Annotated in this window: 14 protein-coding genes; 2 read left to right on the top strand and 12 right to left on the bottom strand. The window is 40.1% G+C overall.

Translation table 11 applies throughout. The features are described from left to right. Positions 1-42 precede the first annotated feature (42 nt). From PTQ34_RS05605 to nadD, 12 genes are all read right to left on the bottom strand, one after another. The gene (locus PTQ34_RS05605) at positions 43-1,065 is read right to left on the bottom strand and encodes an LLM class flavin-dependent oxidoreductase (RefSeq protein ID WP_273932549.1); all 1,023 of its coding nucleotides are present in this window, start codon (positions 1,063-1,065) and stop codon (positions 43-45) included. A 2-nt stretch (positions 1,066-1,067) separates the two neighbouring features. Next, entirely contained in the window at positions 1,068-2,045 is a 978-nt protein-coding gene (locus PTQ34_RS05600) for an ATP-grasp domain-containing protein (RefSeq protein ID WP_273932548.1), read from the bottom strand. Then, positions 2,035-3,477: an LLM class flavin-dependent oxidoreductase gene (locus tag PTQ34_RS05595; protein WP_273932547.1), complete on the bottom strand. Its 1,443-nt coding sequence runs from the start codon at positions 3,475-3,477 to the stop codon at positions 2,035-2,037. Before PTQ34_RS05595 ends, PTQ34_RS05600 begins: the two co-directional genes overlap by 11 nt. A 544-nt stretch (positions 3,478-4,021) precedes the next feature. Beyond that, on the bottom strand, positions 4,022-5,026 hold the full coding sequence (locus tag PTQ34_RS05590; RefSeq protein ID WP_273931029.1) for an iron-sulfur cluster assembly scaffold protein: 1,005 nt from the start codon (positions 5,024-5,026) through the stop codon (positions 4,022-4,024). Between the two features lie 13 nt (positions 5,027-5,039). Next, entirely contained in the window at positions 5,040-5,429 is a 390-nt protein-coding gene (locus tag PTQ34_RS05585) for a group III truncated hemoglobin (RefSeq protein ID WP_273932546.1), read from the bottom strand. 29 nt (positions 5,430-5,458) lie between these two features. Beyond that, a complete protein-coding gene (locus PTQ34_RS05580) occupies positions 5,459-6,658 on the bottom strand; it encodes a NifS family cysteine desulfurase (protein ID WP_273931031.1) in 1,200 nt (399 codons plus the stop codon). A 253-nt stretch (positions 6,659-6,911) separates the two neighbouring features. Next, positions 6,912-7,613, bottom strand: a complete 702-nt coding sequence (locus tag PTQ34_RS05575; RefSeq protein ID WP_273932545.1) for a triose-phosphate isomerase — start codon at positions 7,611-7,613, stop codon at positions 6,912-6,914. Next, entirely contained in the window at positions 7,613-8,821 is a 1,209-nt protein-coding gene (locus PTQ34_RS05570; protein ID WP_273932544.1) for a phosphoglycerate kinase, read from the bottom strand. Before PTQ34_RS05570 ends, PTQ34_RS05575 begins: the two co-directional genes overlap by 1 nt. Before the next feature lie 219 nt (positions 8,822-9,040). Next, entirely contained in the window at positions 9,041-9,253 is a 213-nt protein-coding gene (locus PTQ34_RS05565) for a hypothetical protein (RefSeq protein ID WP_273932543.1), read from the bottom strand. Next, entirely contained in the window at positions 9,250-9,450 is a 201-nt protein-coding gene (locus PTQ34_RS05560) for a tautomerase family protein (protein ID WP_273931035.1), read from the bottom strand. Before PTQ34_RS05560 ends, PTQ34_RS05565 begins: the two co-directional genes overlap by 4 nt. Positions 9,451-9,452: 2 nt before the next feature. Continuing rightward, a complete protein-coding gene (rsfS, locus tag PTQ34_RS05555) occupies positions 9,453-9,779 on the bottom strand; it encodes a ribosome silencing factor (protein ID WP_273932542.1) in 327 nt (108 codons plus the stop codon). Then, complete coding sequence (gene nadD / locus PTQ34_RS05550) at positions 9,763-10,311, bottom strand: nicotinate (nicotinamide) nucleotide adenylyltransferase (protein ID WP_273932694.1); 549 nt, start codon at positions 10,309-10,311, stop codon at positions 9,763-9,765. Before nadD ends, rsfS begins: the two co-directional genes overlap by 17 nt. A gap of 71 nt (positions 10,312-10,382) precedes the next feature. Here nadD and gap point away from each other — a divergent pair, with 71 nt between their 5' ends. Next, positions 10,383-11,372, top strand: a complete 990-nt coding sequence (gene gap / locus PTQ34_RS05545; protein WP_273932541.1) for a type I glyceraldehyde-3-phosphate dehydrogenase — start codon at positions 10,383-10,385, stop codon at positions 11,370-11,372. 321 nt (positions 11,373-11,693) lie between these two features. Then, on the top strand, positions 11,694-15,719 hold the full coding sequence (dnaE, locus tag PTQ34_RS05540; RefSeq protein ID WP_273932539.1) for a DNA polymerase III subunit alpha: 4,026 nt from the start codon (positions 11,694-11,696) through the stop codon (positions 15,717-15,719). Positions 15,720-16,013: the final 294 nt, after the last annotated feature.

Genomic DNA, 16,013 nt, shown 5'->3' with positions numbered 1-16,013 from the left:
CTAGCCAACTCTAGAGTAGGGAATTCTAGAATTGGCTAAATTTTATTTTGTTAATGGCATTACTTTTTTGGCTATATATTCTAACTCTTCTTTCATATTAGCACATTGTATGATTAGTAGATTTAGCCCAGCTTTTTTATACTCATTGATTTTAGCGGCTACTTGTTCTGGGGTGCCTATTAGCCTTGGGCGAAGACCACGATTTGATACGCTATATTCTTCTTTGCTGATTTGCACATTTAGGTTTGAGTTGCCAGTAAAGTCCTTGTATGAGTTTTCATATTCTTCGTAGTTTTTTATTTTTGTGATACGCTCATACTCGGCCCATGCCTCTTTTTCATCATCACGCACTATCATATATACAGCCATTCCGTAAGCTTTAAAATCTTCTTTGTCTAGGGCTTTGCGCCTTTTTTTCATATCGGCGATTTTTTCTGTGATTTCATCTAGTGTGCCTCCGTGCATCACATACACATCAGCAAAGCGTGATATAGCCTCTCTGCCTTGTTCGCTCTCGCCACCTGCATATACTAGCGGCATTTTTTTTGGTTTTGGCTCATTATATGAGTTATAGAAGTTAAAGTATTTGCCACTATGACTAAAAGGACTCCCTGTCCAAAATCCCCTTAAAACATCAGTATATTCATGTGTTAGCGTATATCTATCATCGTGGCTTTCAAAGCTTATGCCATATTGCCTTGCTTCTTCTTCCCACCACGCTGAGACCATATTTATGCTAAATCTATCGCCACTCATCTCAGCTATGGTGGCAATTTGCTTGGCTGTGGTGGCTACTTGGTGGTATTGTGGGCGAAGGGCTGCTAGAATTTCTATGCTATTTGTAGTGTTTGCTATACCAGTAGCTATCGCCCAAGCATCAAGTGCTGGTGCTTTGTGTCCTTTTATATCATTTAGATATAGCTCAGGCACCAAAGTTAGCTCATAGCCCCAGCGCTCAGCATTTTGCGCTAGGTCTTTTATGTAGCTCCATTCGCCTTTTGTGCTGTCATCATCTGTATTTCTTAGCCACGAGCCAAAGACAGGCGTCCAGTATCCATATTTCATATTTACCCCCTTAAAGTGTTTAAAAACTCAACTACCTTATCGCTTGCGCCTTGTTTGCCACTTGTTCTTAGCTTTTCTTCTACTGCGCTATTGTAGTTGGTATTTGTGTTTATATCATATACAATGATATTATTATTTTTATCTTCTATAAACTCAATTCCTGCGATTTTTATCTTATGTTTTTCTAGGAATTCTCTTAGGTTTTTTACTATTTTGCTATCTTTTGTGATATCTTCTCTTATGCTAAACTTAGAAGCAGAGCCTACTTCACAAGCAGCCCCAGCTAGAACTGGCTTTATCTGGCAAGCATCAGCAGGGCAAAGCTCAAAGCTTCCAGCACTAGTATCAACCCTAAGAGCATAAACAAACTCCGCGCCCACAAACTCCAAGCGAGTAATAAAAGTTTCTTTGCTAGCGATGTATTCTTGAAGTAGAGTGATGCCATCAACTGGCTCTTCATAAGAAGAGCTATTAACATAAGCTTTAAGCTCGCTGTGATTTTCAAAGTATTTTACTCCAAGTCCTTTGCCACCTTGATTGTGCTTTGTGATAAATGGAGTTTTAAAACTGCTAGAAAAAGATATCAAATCCTCTTTGCTAAAAGCTGCTATTGTCTTTGGCACTCTAAACTCGCTATTTTTAAAATGCTCGCTTAAAGCTAGGTATTGCTTTACCTTGCTTACTTCTAGCTCTAGCACATTACTACCATTTACCACCACTCTACCATAGTTCTCAAGCCAAGCAAGAACGGCTCTGCCATATTCTTTTGAGTGGGCGTGATCTCTTGTATGGCTTGATGCGCTTAGTCTGCTTAAAAACACACCTTTTGGTGGTTCTTTGCTTAGATCTATACCACCAGATGTTAGCAAAATCTCGCTAAAGCTCACCCCAGCCCTAGCAAAAGCCTTAGCAAAAGGCTCTATCCACTCTGGATTTTCGTGTAAAATAAAAATATTTTCTTTTAAATCATTATATAGCATAGTCTTGCTCCTTTTTGTGTTTAAATCTACCTGTGCTAGCAAAATCGTTTATGGTGCTTTTGCTGCCACCTACTCTATACTGCGAGCCTATATGCGAGCTAGGCAGACGGTCGCCTGCGCCAAAGAGCTTGTGCCTTAGGCTGCCTTGTCTATACTCGTGCTTGTATGAGCCCCTGATTTGTAGCTCAGGGACGATAAACTCTACAACATCAACAAATGTACCAGGCGTGGTAGCATAAGCAAGATTAAATCCATCAGCCCCACTATAAGCGATAAACTCTTCAAGCTCATCAGCTACTTTTTTTGCTCCACCTACAAACTTAATCCCCTGTGCGCCTATGCCAGTAAGAGCTAGCAAATCACGCAAAGTCCACTCATCTCCGCTTTTTGTAGTAGAGTTGCTTAGAGCCTCAACTTGTGCTAGCATTGCGTTTGATTTTATATTTGTTAGCTTATCATCTAGCTCATAGCGTGATAAATCTACCCCTAGCCAGCCAGAGTTTAGCACCAGCGAACCCTCTGTGCTAGCATAGCTTAGCAAGTCTTTGTATTTAGCCTGCGCTAGAGCATCACTTGCATCTGTGATGATAGTAGCAAGCACATAGATTTTAGCTGAGTTTGGCTCTCTATTTGCTTTTACTAGCTCATCTCGTATTTGCTTGACTGCAATTTTTGCATATTCTTTGCTAGGTGGAGCGATGAAAATAGCCTCTGCGTGCTTAGCAGAAAACTTCCTGCCCATAGGCGAGTTTCCAGCTTGAAATAGCACTGGCGTTCTTTGAATACTAGGTTCGCACAAATGAATGCCAGGTACATCAAAATACTTGCCGTGATGGGCGATATGATGAATTTTAGCTGGATTTGCAAAATCACCGCTTAGCCTATCTAAAATCACAGCATCATCCTCCCAACTCCCTTCAAGTAGCTTGTAAATCACCTCCATATACTCATCAGCTAGCTCATAGCGCTCATCGTGAGGTAGCTCGGTGCTACCCATATTGCGATTTGCGCTTGGGAGGTAGCCTGTTACTATATTCCAGCCGATGCGACCTTTGGTTAGATGATCAAGTGTGCTAAGACGCCTAGCAAAGGCAAAAGGATGCTCAAAAGGTACTCCAGCAGTAATGCCAAAGCCTACATGCTCGCTAGCACCTGCGCCAATAACAGCTAGGCTTAGTGGGTCATTTACTGGCACTTGAAGAGCGGTTTTAAGTGCACTTATGTCATTGCCTTTATACTGTTCGTAAACACCTAAAACATCGGCTATAAAAACAGCATCAAAAAGTCCCTTTTGGGCTATGCGAGCTATGTTTTGCCAATATTCCATGTCTTTATAACAAAGAGCTTTATCATTTGGATATCTCCAAAGACCAGGGCTTAGATGAGAGATACAATTCATCTCAAACGCATTAAAAGAAATTTCTTTTTTCATGTTTTCTCCTTGTTATAAATTTATTTTGGGATATTAACAAAAATCTTTTTTAAAGTCAAGTATTTTTATAAAATTTTTAATTATTATATAATAAAGTTTTATAATATAATATACTTTTTTACTATATTTTATTTACAGAATTTTAGAGAATTCTAGAGAGAATTTTAGTTAAGAGCAGGGAATTTTAGAATTCCTTAGAATTTTTATTTTACAAACGAGCAGTTGAAACTAAGGTGGGTAGAATATTTAAAATTTAGTTTTGATAATCTAGGGAATTCTATAAGGAATTCTAGTGTATGGAATTCTAGAATTCCCTAGGAATTCTAGATTAAGATTTTATCCACGAAGTGGCAATCAAAATAAAAGCGTGGCACGCTAGGGAATTCTAGAATTTTTACTTTATGTAGGTAGTAAATTTTAGCAATTGTGCGTAGTGTGATTTATTTTGGCTGGGTGCACAGCGTAGATAGAACAGATAGTTCACCTAGCTGTGCGCCCAGACAAAATGAAACGCAATCCGTCACTAATAACAATTTAAAGAAAATCACACCGGCATTATGCGTATATTTGGACTTAGTGTAGTTGTAAGCATATTCTCAATCGCTATTAGCGTGCCACCGCCAGCACCTCCATGCGAACAGCCAGAACACGCTCCCATATAGCGGATATACACATCTATCTTGCCATCATCTGCTTTTTGTATGTCGATGACCTCCATATCGCCACCATCCATTTGTAGCATAGGACGGATATTTTCATCTATTAAAGCCTCGATTGCTTTTAGCTGTTTAATCACAGTAAGCTCTTCAAATGCTAGATCACTCTCTAAGCCAAAGGCACCAACCTTAGCATCAGCCACAGCTTTCATGCGCTCAGCCTCCATCTCAGCCCTAGTCTCAGCTAAAATATCCACTAGATAATACTCTCTTTTCTCATGTCCGCCAGGCTTTATACAGCTTTTACAAAAAGCACCTGCTTTTGTGTATTCTGTGATTTGCTCCACGGTTTTTAGATCATTTAGCTTGATTACTTCTTTTATCGTGCCAAGACTGATTCTAGCGCACTCGCACACGATGATTTGATCTTCAAAATGCTCAGGATCTACTCCCATGTACTGAGATGCTGCTCGCTTGATTACATCATAAGCCATAACCGAGCAGTGCATTTTTTGCGGTGGGACAGCTGGGGTGTCTGGATCATCACGCATAGCCCTTTCAACATCAAGGTTTGTGATTTTTACCGCTTCTTCAACCCTTTTGCCACGGCAAAGCTCAGCCATGTAATCACTGCTTGCTATCGCTGTTCCACAGCCGAAGCTTTTAAACTTTGCTTCTTTTATAATATCGGTGTTTGGATCTACCGCCCAGTATAGACGCACCGCATCACCGCAGGCCTCTGCACCAAAATCAGCTACTATTAGCTTGCAGCCCATCGCCTCAGCTTGTTCTTCTGTTATTTCACCCATATTGCGTGGATTATTCATCGAATCTTGGACTTTCTTTGAATACTCAGCCCAGATATTTTGATTTATTAGATTATTTTTTGCCATTTTTTATCCTTTATTACATCATTCCAAAAAGCAGGTATCTAAATCTCTGGCCGATACCAGCAGCCCTTGCGTAAAAATCATCTGCTACTTCATCAGTGTAAAGCTCATTTAAACTTTCTTTAAAAAGCCCTAGCCAAAAATCAAACATTTCAGGCTTAAAGGGATTTTCTTCCATTAAATCAGCATGCGCTCTCATAGGATTTCCAGCGAAATTTCCACTGCCAAGCATCATACCATACCAAAAATTTGCAATTTTTGCCTTGTGAGCTTTCCAGCTCTCATCATCTGTGCCGATTTTAGCATTAAAAATCTCACCTAAGCCACGATCATCTTCACGGATTTTTTCATAAAAAATCTCCATTAGCTCATCAATTGAAGCTTCTGTAATTTTGTCATATTTCATTTTTATTCCTTTTAGCAATTCTAGAATTCTTACAAACCGCTTTTGTGCCAGCTTGGCGCATAAGAAAACGAGCTTGATATCGCTCTTAGGCGATTTGTGGCTTTTTTTATCACTTCTATTGCATAGTCTATCTCAGCCTCAGTTGTAAAGCGAGAAAGGCTAAGGCGAAGTGCGGTGTGAGCTAGCTCAGCATCTGCGCCTATTGCTTCCATTATAGGATTGCTCTCCAAGCTCTCGCTAGCACAGGCTGAACCCGTGCTAGCTGCTATGCCAGCTTGGTTTAGATCCCATAGCATTGCCTCGCCCTCTACGCCTTTGATTGATGCTAGTATGGTGTTTGGCACGCGAACCTGGCGATCACCTACTACATAAGTATCGCTCATTTCTAAAATCGCATCTTCAAGCTTATCTCTTAGTCTGCGAACTTGGCTGCGTTCAAAGTCTAAAAACTTAACTGAGTTTTCAAGTGCCTTGCCCATAGCTACGATGCCAGCGACATTTAGTGTGCCTGATCTGCGTCCACCCATGTGCTCTCCACCATGAAGCAGTGGGGTTAGCTCACGGCTATTTTTGATATATAGACCGCCTACGCCTTTTGGGCCGTGGAATTTATGCGCTGAAAAGCTTAGAAAATCTACATTGCTCTCTGCAACATTTACAGGGATTTTGCCCACTGCTTGAACAGCGTCTGTGTGAAAAAGTGCGCCATAAGCATGAGCGATTTCAGCCATGCTTTTTATATCAAAGATAACGCCAGTTTCGTTATTTGCGTTCATTACGCTTACTAATGCAACATCATCGCCGATCACACTTTTTAGCGCCTGCGGGCTTACAAGTCCGTTGTTATCAACATCTAGCCTAGTAACCTCTACGCCAAGACTTTCTAAAAAAGCAGCTGTTGCGCCTACAGCAGGGTGTTCTACGCTACTTACGATTATGCGGTTTTTGCCGTTTTTTTGCTCTTTTAGTATGTCAAAATACACGCCTTTTAGCACCCAGTTGTTGCTCTCAGTAGCACAGCTAGTGACGACTATATCGTCACTATCCTTTGCGCCTATGCCAGCGTAGAGCTGATCCATCGCGCGGCCTAGTGCTGCGTGAGTAGCATTTCCGTAGCTATGAAGTGAGTTTGGATTGCCAAAATTCTCGCCTAAAAACGGCAGCATCGCCTCATAGGCCTCAGGGTCAATCATCGTGGTTGCGTTGTTGTCTAAATACACTTTATTCATTGTTTCTTCCATTTAAGATAAATTTTGTGCGTAATTGTAATCTAAGATATTTAATCTAAATTCTAAATAAGTTAAATAAATTATTTTAAATCTAGAATTCCCTAGGCTTTTTTGGGGGTGCGGGGTATTTTTTACTTTAGGAATTCTAGATTTTGGCTTGGGAATTCTAGAATTCCTGTGTGATTTTTCTAGGAATTCTAAATTCTAGGAATTCTAGATTTTTACTTAGGAATTCTAGAATTCCTAGAATAAATCACGCTTTGCTAGCTTTGATTAGATCAATAAAGCTCTGCACTTGCCAGCTTGCTGAGCCTACTAAAACACCTGCGCAGTGCGGTATTTGCGTGATACTAGCGATATTACTAGCATTTACGCTGCCGCCATAAAGCAAAGGCGCTTTTGTTTTTAAACTAAGAAATTTTAGAATTTCAGCGATTATTTCAGGCTTTGCGCTTTTGCCTGTGCCTATTGCCCAGATTGGCTCGTAGGCGATTATAAGTTTTTCGTAAGCTAAATCAATGCCTTCAAGCTGGCTTTCTAAAAACTCGCAAGTGTTGCCGTTCATATGAACGATATCATCTTCGCCCACGCAAAGCACTACACGCCAGAGTTTAGCCTTGGCAAATTCAAACTTTGCCCTTATAAACTCGTCATCTTCGCCCAAGGCTCTGCGCTCGCTGTGTCCTACTAGCACAGAGTTTATACCAAACTCGCTAAGCATATCAGCACAGATCTCGCCTGTAAATGCGCCGTTATCTGCTGGATAAAAGTTTTGCGCTCCAAGGCTGATTTTCTCGCCTCTTAAAGCACTGCCACAAAAGGCAGAAAAGGGCGGAAAGATTATTATTTCATCATCTTTTTTATCAAACTCGCTCCAAAAATCGCCTAAAATCCCAGCATATTCTTTAAAGCTAGCTCTGCTGTGATTACACTTGAAATTCGCCGCAAATATCATTATTCAAAGCCTTTTTTAAGTAGCACTCTAACGCCAGGTAGCTCCTTGCCCTCGATTAGCTCTAGCGATGCGCCACCACCGGTGCTAATAAAAGTTATCTCATCAGTATCGCCTGCTCGCTCGACAACATCAGCTGTATCACCACCACCGACTACTGTAGTAGCGTAGCTCTCGGCGATTGCGTGGCTCATTTTTATGCTACCTTTGTTAAACTTATCCATTTCAAACACGCCCATAGGTCCATTCCACCAGATGGTATGCGCATCTGCAATCGCTTCTTTAAAGAGCCTCACACTCGCTGGCCCGATGTCTAGTCCCATCCAGCCTGCTGGTATTTCTTGGACTGGGACATATTTTATCGCGCTATCGTTGCTAAAGTTTTGAGCAGCCACCACATCAACTGGCAAGTAGATTTTTACGCCTAATTCTTTGCCGCGAAGCAAAATATTTGCTGCTTCTTCAACCAAGTCTTCTTCTAAAAGTGAATTTCCTATATCAATTCCAAGGGCTTTTAAGAAGGTAAAGGCCATACCACCGCCGATTATTAGCTTATCTACTCTTGGTAGCAAGTTTGTTAGGGCTTGAAGCTTGCCACTTACCTTTGAGCCCCCAGTTACAGCTACAAAGGGGCGGCTAGGATGGCGGATTAGATTTTGTCCAAACTCTACTTCTTTAATAAGCAAAAATCCAGCTGCCTTATGCTCATCATCAAAGCACTTTGTAATAGCATGAACGCTAGCATGCTCTCTATGACATACGCCAAAGGCATCATTTATATAGTACTCAGCCATACTAGCAAGCTCGCCAGCAAGCTTTTCATCATCTTTGGTCTCGCCTTTTTCAAAGCGAAGGTTTTCTAGCATCATTATATCGCCGGCTTTTAGGTTTGCGGCTTTTTCTTTGGCGTCTTTGCCTACTACATCTTCTGCTAAAATTACCTCTCTATTTAAAAGCCTGCTCATGCGCTTTGCTATTGGCAAAAGCGAGAGTTTGTCATCCCAGCCGTTTTTTGGTCTGCCTAAGTGGCTAGCTAGGATAATAGAGCAGTTTTGATCTAGCAAATAGCGGATTGTAGGGATTGCGCTTGAGATTCTGCGATCATCTGTGATATTACAAAACTCATCCATAGGGGTGTTAAAATCACAGCGCATAAGCACTCTACTACCGGCTTTAAAATCTAATTCTTTTATTGAAACGATTTCGCTCATTTTATTTCCTTTTTTGATTTGGTTTTTAAAATACTTGCTAGGATGGCTATGCTTACGCAAGATATTAAACTTAACATAAAAAGCAGACCTAGTGTGTGAAAACTCATTTTTTTTAATTTTCTGGTTTATTTGGCTTTATGTTTGCGGTACTAAATATAGCCCAAAAAAATATAGCAAATGCTACAGCAACCATGCTTAAAACGCCAATTTCATGTGAGATCATTTTATCTCCTTATATTGTCTATTTATCAAAAATTTCAAAGAAACAATAGCAAAAAACACACCAACTAATACAAAATAGCTTGCATTATACATAATGCTACCATCATTGTCTTTTGTCCAAATATATCCTATAATCCCAAAAAACGCAGTTATCGCACTAACTAGCCAAATTCTAAGCTCAGCTAGTTTTTCTTTTACTAGATCGTTCATTTTAAGCGCTTTATATCTCCCACGCTTTTTGCTCCAAAATAAAACGCATCCTCATTAACTTCGCTAAAGTTTATCACTACTCTTTCTTTTGCCTTGCCAAGGCGTTTTACAAAAACCTCTGTGATTTCACTTGCAACTGCGTCTAGTTCAGCCTTGCTAGGCAATTTACCTGCCATTTTTACGCTAATTACTGGCATTTTTACTCCTTATTTGCTTTAAGTTCAGCTAAAAACTTTTCTATATCATACTTTGCTCTATAATTTGCACTCATTAAATGAATAATAATATCACCTAGATCAATCACGCACCAATCATCGCTCATTTCAGTCCCTAAAAACTTCTCGCCTGCTGGCTTTAGCCCTCTTGCTAACTCATCAGCTAGGCTAAAAGCATGGCGAGAGTGAAGCGTGGTTGCGATTATCACATATTTTGCGATATACTCACGACCGCTCATGTCTATGGCCTCTACATCCTCAGCCTTTTTATCATCTAGAATTCTTATTATTCTTTCAATTCTGCTTAACATAAATTCCCTTTACTTCATCTGCTATTTTGGGCGAAACTGCGCTAAAATCTAAACTTTGCCTTATAAACGATGATGATATATTAGCATTTATTTCTAGTTTTTTCAAGGCTTTAAAGCTATCTTTGATTAAAAAATCTTTTCTTGTAGCAATTACAAATTCCACCATTTTATCTAACTTTTCAAATTCTTTCCAAAGATGCAGACTTTTTAAGCAATCAGCGCCTATTATAAGGTATATTTTGCTAGGATTTAAAAGCTTTTTAAAATGACGGACGCTTGTAATGCTAGCTGTGGGCTTATCTTTTTTTATCTCAAAATCGCTAATGTAAACTCTAGAATTCCCTACCCAAAGCTCTTTGCACCACTTTAAGCGCAGAGCAGGCGAGGCGCAAAAACTATCTTTAAAAGGTGAGCAAAAAGTAGGTATGATGATGAGTTTATCGATATCTAAAGCATTTAGCGCAGCTTTTACAATCTCATCGTGCCCAGCATGCGGCGGATCAAACGATCCTCCAAAAATAGCGATATTCAAAGAATTTTTCTCCATTTTAAATAAAATTTTGCTAAAATCACGCAAAATTATACCAGAAAAAAGGATAGACAATGGCACTAAAAATCGCAATTAACGGCTTTGGTCGCATAGGACGCTGCGCAGCTCGCATCATAGAAAATGACCCAAACTACGAACTATGCATCATAAACGACACCGCAGAGCGCAAAGTAACTCGCTATTTGCTAAAATACGACACAGTTCATGGCGAGTTTAACAAAGAAGTAGAAGTGCTTGATGATGATCACATCGCAATAGACGGCCGCAAAGTGCGAGTATATAGCACCAGAAATATTGAAGATTTGGATCTTAGTGGTATTGATGTGGTGCTTGAGTGTACTGGCAAGTTTTTAACCACCGAAAAATGCGAAGCCTACCTGAAACAAGGCGCAAAAAAAGTAATAATGAGTGCGCCAGCAAAAGATGATACTCCAACTTTCGTTTTAGGTGTAAATACAAATACTTACGCTGGGCAAAAAATCATCTCAAATGCAAGCTGTACCACAAACTGCTTAGGCCCAGTTACAAGGGTGCTAGAAGATAACTTTGGTATAGAAAAAGGCTTAATGACCACGATCCACGCCTACACAAACGGCCAAAGCCTAGTTGATGTCAAATGCCGTGATCTGCGCAGAAGCCGTGCTGCAGCGCAAAATATAATCCCAACGACCACTGGCGCTGCAAAAGCAATGAAGCTAGTAATGCCAAGCTTAGAGGGCAAACTTCACGGACAAAGCGTGCGTGTGCCTGTGCCAAATGTCTCAATGGTGGATTTAACAGCAGTTTTAGGCAAAAAAACTAGCAAAGAAGAGCTAAATGAGACTTTTGTAAAAGCTAGTAAAGAAAGCCTAAAAGGCATTATGCTAGTGGATTTTGACGAAAGAGTTAGCACAGATTTTATGAGCTGCGCTTATAGCTCTATCGTGGCAGCTGACCTTACGCAAGTGATTTGTGGCGATATGATAAAGGTAATGGCGTGGTATGATAATGAATGGGGCTACTCAAAGCGCCTAGTAGAAATGGCAGGCTTTATTAGCAAATAAGCTAGCAAAACTAGAATTCCTAGTAAGAATTCTAGTTTTGGGAATTCTAGTTTTAGGAATTCTAGATTTTAGGAATTCTAGTTTTGGGAATTCTAGTTTTTGGGGGTTAGGGGGTATTTAAGCCCTGGGAATTTTAGAATTCCTTGTAGAATTCTTACGATCTAGAATTCCTAGAATTTTGCTTAGGAATTTTAGATTGTGTTCTAGGAATTCTAGATTTTCTAAAAAAATTCTAGAATTCCTTAGCCAAAAAATAAGCCGTTTTTCAAAGAAAAATCGCTAGAATTTCTAGCAATAAAACAAGTAAAAAAGGGCTAGAAATTGAACTACACGCATTTACATTTACATACCGAATACTCACTACTTGATGGCTTTAATAATATAAAAAAACTAGCCAAGCACTTAAAAGCAATCGGCGCTCACTCTTGTGCAATTACAGATCATGGAAATATGTATGGCGTTTTGGAGTTTTACGAGACTTTAAAGGCCGAGGGCATAAAGCCCATTATCGGCATGGAGGCTTATATACACGATTTGCCAAATATAGAAGATAAGCCAACCAAACGCCAAAGCCCCTATCATCTGTGCCTTTATGCTAAAAACGAAACTGGCTACAAAAACCTAATGTATCTAAGCTCAATGGCTTTTATCAAAGGCTTTTATAACCGCCCTAGAATAAACAAAAATATCCTAAAAGATCACGCCGAAGGTCTTGTTTGTAGCTCAGCCTGCCTTGCTGGCGAGATTTCACGCAATCTAAATGTAAACTCAGCTTGGGCGCATAAAACAAACCCCCAAGGCTATGATTATGCTAAAAACGCAGTGCTGTGGTTTAAAGAGGTTTTTGGTGATGATTATTATATAGAAATCATGCGCCACGGACTAAAAGATGAGCTTAGCATAGATGATGATTTAATACGCATAGCAATGGAAACTAACACCAAGCTCATCGCCACAAACGACGCTCATTATCTTACAAAAAACGAGGGCTTTGATCAAAAATTAGCTATTAAGATAAACACCGCACGCTTTGATGATGATATTGATGAGGGCGATGACATGAGCGCGAAAATTCCTGCCGATGAGCGGATGAAAAAGCGTCTTTTAAACGAATTTTATGTAAAAAGTAGCGAAGAAATGCTTGAAATCTTTGCTGATATCCCAGAGGCTGTTGAAAATACAAATGAAATCGCTGATAAGTGTAATTTAGAGCTAAAACTAAATAACGCTACACCGCCAAATTTTAAATTCACTCGCAAAGTAGCCAGTGAAATCGGTCTATCCTTGCCAGAGAGCGAAAATGAGTATAGCCTAGCAAATGATAGCGTGCTTTTTGAGAAAATGTGCCGTGATGGCTTAGCTGAGCGTTTAAAGTTCATTGACGAAGCTAAGCATGGTGAGTATAAAGCACGCTTGGAGCGTGAAATTGAGACTATAAAAAATATGAAATTCCCAGGCTACATGCTAATCGTGGCTGATTTCATACAATATGCTAAAAAGCAAGGAATTCCAGTTGGCCCAGGGCGTGGGTCAGCAGCAGGCTCGCTTGTAAGCTACGCTCTAAAAATCACCGACCTTGACCCACTGCCTTATAACCTACTTTTTGAGCGTTTTTTAAATCCAGAGCGTATTAGTATGCCTGATATTGATGTGGATTTTTGTCAAGACCGCAGAGGTGAGGTCATCGAGTATGTAGCCAAGCGATACGGCGAGTATAATGTAGCGCAGGTGGCGACATTTGGTAAAATGCTAGCAAAAGCGGTGGTGCGTGATGTAGCTAGGGTAATGGAAGTGCCGTATAATGAGGCAAATGACTTTGCTAAGCTAATCCCAGATGAGCTAGGCATCACTCTCATGGCTCATAAAAACAAAAAAGGCGAAATCGTTGATGGCGCCTATGAAAAAGAGCCAAAAATCGCAGAAAAAATAGAAAATAATCCACTTTTGAAAAAAGTGTGGCAATACGCCTGCGAGCTTGAAGGTCTTAATAGAAACGCTGGCACGCACGCAGCAGGCGTGGTAATCAGCAATGAGCCGCTATGGCTAAAAACCCCGCTTTGGCAACCCACCAAAAACAAGCCGTGGCAGCACGCAACGCAGTATAGCAAGGACTACCTTGAAAAAGTAGATTTGATCAAATTTGACTTTTTGGGCTTAAAAACGCTAACTGTGATTGATAATGCTAAAAAGCTAATTAAACGCGCTTATGGCGTAGATATTATCTGGGAGAAGACCAACTTCAACGATCCAAAGACTTATGAGACAATCCAAGGTGGCGATACGCTAGGCATTTTTCAAATAGAAAGCGATGGTATGCAAGCTCTTGCTAAAAAATTAAAGCCTGATTGCTTTGAAGATATTATTGCGATGCTAGCACTTTACCGCCCAGGGCCGCTTGGATGTGGAATGGTAGATGAGTTTATTGACATCAAGCACGGCAGAAAGGAAATGAGCTTTGCATTTGAGAGTTTAAGGCCGATTTTAGAGCCTACTTATGGGGTTATTGTCTATCAAGAGCAGGTTATGCAAGTAGTCCAAGAAATAGGCGGATTTAGCCTAGGTGGGGCTGATCTTGTTCGTCGTGCGATGAGTAAGAAAAAAGAAGATGAAATGTTAAAGCTCAAAACGCAGTATTTAGAGGGCGCAAAAGCTAAGGGCTATGATACGCAAAAGGCTGATGAGCTTTTTGAGCTTATTATGAAGTTTGCCGAGTATGGATTTAACAAATCTCACTCGGCAGCTTATGGGCTAGTGTGCTTTCAAACTGCGTATCTTAAGACATATTATCCAGCTGAGTTTATGGCAGCACTAATTACTAGTGAGAGCGGAAATATAGATAAAGTCGTAAAATACAAAGAAGAAATAAACCGCATGGGATACGCTATGCTAGCGCCTAATATCAATAAATCTTACAAAGACTTTGCTACTACAAAAGACGCTAGTGGCAAGCAGGCTATTATTTATGGGCTTGCTGCGATTAAGGGGCTTGGAGAGGGCGTTATTGATAGCATTGTAGCTGAGCGTGAGAGTAGGGGAGAGTTTAAGAGCTTTGAGGACTTTGTAGAGCGTAATGAGGGAGTTGATAAAAAAGCTTATGAGGCGATGATAAAATCAGGCTGCTTAGATGAGTTTAAAATCCCTAGGCAAATGCTTTTTGAAAATGTTGATCCTATTTTAGAGGCTGCAAGGCTGTCTAAAAAAGCCAAAGAAGAGCTAAGAGAATCGCTATTTGCCGATGATTTAAGCTTACAAGAAAACACGCTAAAATTCCCACAGCTAAAAGAATATCCAGAATATAGCAAAAGCCAAATGCTAGGGCATGAAAAAGAGTTTATCGGCTTTTACATCAGCGGACATCCACTTGATGAGTATAAAGACAAGCTTGAGAGCATCGCACACACGACTAGTGCGCATTTTGATGAGTGCGAGGATGGCAGTGAGATACTAGCTATTGCTACACTTGAAAAATACGATATGAAAATCACAAAATCAGGCAATAAAATGCACCTTTTAAGCTTGCTTGATGAGGCTGGAAGCTTTGAGCTAACGGCATTTGATGCCTATGAGAAAGTAGAGAATAAAGACGAGATAAAAAATAACAAACCACTAGCCTATAAGCTAAAGGTGCGCCATGAAGGTGATGAACTTAAGCTTAGCTTAATCGAGGCTTATAGCCTAGAAGAGGCAAAAAGCGTAAAACTCAAAAAAAATAAAATTACAGAAGATGAAATAGAAGCAAACAAAGAGCTTTTTAACTTGCCACATAGCGTGATAAAAGACATCGCCACCGCAAAAACACAACTACTTTTAATCGCCAAAATCACTTCATTTAGCATAAAAACTAGCAAAAATGGCAATGAATATGCGATGATTAACATAACTGATGAGAGCGGAAGTGGTGAGTATATCGCCTTTTCATCGCTAGTGCCTAGGCTAAATGAAATAAAACCTGATACGCTCTATGGCATAGCTATAAATCCAGCCAAAGATGCAAACTCAAAGCCTAGTATACAAGAGATTTTAGATAGCGAGCAAATCGCTGATTATCAGCCAAAGAAATTTGCTCGCCCAAAAAGCGAGAACTCCGCCTATAACGCAAATATAGCAAGCAGCGCAGAAGCTAAGCAAACAGAGATCAAAATCACAGGCGAGGTTTGCGTAGAACTAAACTTAGCTAGCCTAAACCACGATATAATCACGCAGATTCACACCCTAGCAAACTCGCAAAAGGGCGATAAAAAGCTCGTTTTGTCCGTGCTAGATAAAGAACTTGGCAGACGCCTAATCTACCGCACAGACTATAACATACCAGAAGAACTAGCTAAACGCATACAAAAACTAGCTTAGAAATTCTAGAATTCCTAGTAAATTCTCTTAGGAATTCTAGAATTTGCCTTGGGAATTCTAGATTTTAGCGGGGTTTTAGGGGCGGCAGCCCCTAAGGGTTTTTAGGGCGGCAGCCCTAAAAACATTTGCGGGGCTAGGGGCTTGCCCCACAAAAGCGAGCAAAAATCTAGAATTCCCTAGAATAAAATCTAGAATTCCCTAGAATAAAATCTAGAATTCCCTAGAATAAAATCTAGAATTCCCTAGAATAAAATCTAGAATTCCCTAGAATAAAATCTAGAATTCCCTAGAATA

Source organism: Campylobacter magnus (genome assembly GCF_028649595.1).
Classification (GTDB): Bacteria; Campylobacterota; Campylobacteria; order Campylobacterales; family Campylobacteraceae; genus Campylobacter; species Campylobacter magnus.
Note: the sequence above shows the minus strand (reverse complement) of the source record. Positions and strands in the feature narration are given on the sequence as shown.

Coding starts and splice junctions, on each gene's coding strand:
- PTQ34_RS05595 (WP_273932547.1), bottom strand. CDS start 3,477: ATGAAAAAAGAAATTTCTTTTAATGCGTTTGAGATGAATTGTATCTCT.
- rsfS (WP_273932542.1), bottom strand. CDS start 9,779: ATGTTAAGCAGAATTGAAAGAATAATAAGAATTCTAGATGATAAAAAG.
- PTQ34_RS05570 (WP_273932544.1), bottom strand. CDS start 8,821: ATGAGCGAAATCGTTTCAATAAAAGAATTAGATTTTAAAGCCGGTAGT.
- PTQ34_RS05565 (WP_273932543.1), bottom strand. CDS start 9,253: ATGAACGATCTAGTAAAAGAAAAACTAGCTGAGCTTAGAATTTGGCTA.
- PTQ34_RS05575 (WP_273932545.1), bottom strand. CDS start 7,613: ATGATATTTGCGGCGAATTTCAAGTGTAATCACAGCAGAGCTAGCTTT.
- PTQ34_RS05590 (WP_273931029.1), bottom strand. CDS start 5,026: ATGGCAAAAAATAATCTAATAAATCAAAATATCTGGGCTGAGTATTCA.
- PTQ34_RS05600 (WP_273932548.1), bottom strand. CDS start 2,045: ATGCTATATAATGATTTAAAAGAAAATATTTTTATTTTACACGAAAAT.
- PTQ34_RS05580 (WP_273931031.1), bottom strand. CDS start 6,658: ATGAATAAAGTGTATTTAGACAACAACGCAACCACGATGATTGACCCT.
- PTQ34_RS05560 (WP_273931035.1), bottom strand. CDS start 9,450: ATGCCAGTAATTAGCGTAAAAATGGCAGGTAAATTGCCTAGCAAGGCT.
- PTQ34_RS05605 (WP_273932549.1), bottom strand. CDS start 1,065: ATGAAATATGGATACTGGACGCCTGTCTTTGGCTCGTGGCTAAGAAAT.
- PTQ34_RS05585 (WP_273932546.1), bottom strand. CDS start 5,429: ATGAAATATGACAAAATTACAGAAGCTTCAATTGATGAGCTAATGGAG.
- gap (WP_273932541.1), top strand. CDS start 10,383: ATGGCACTAAAAATCGCAATTAACGGCTTTGGTCGCATAGGACGCTGC.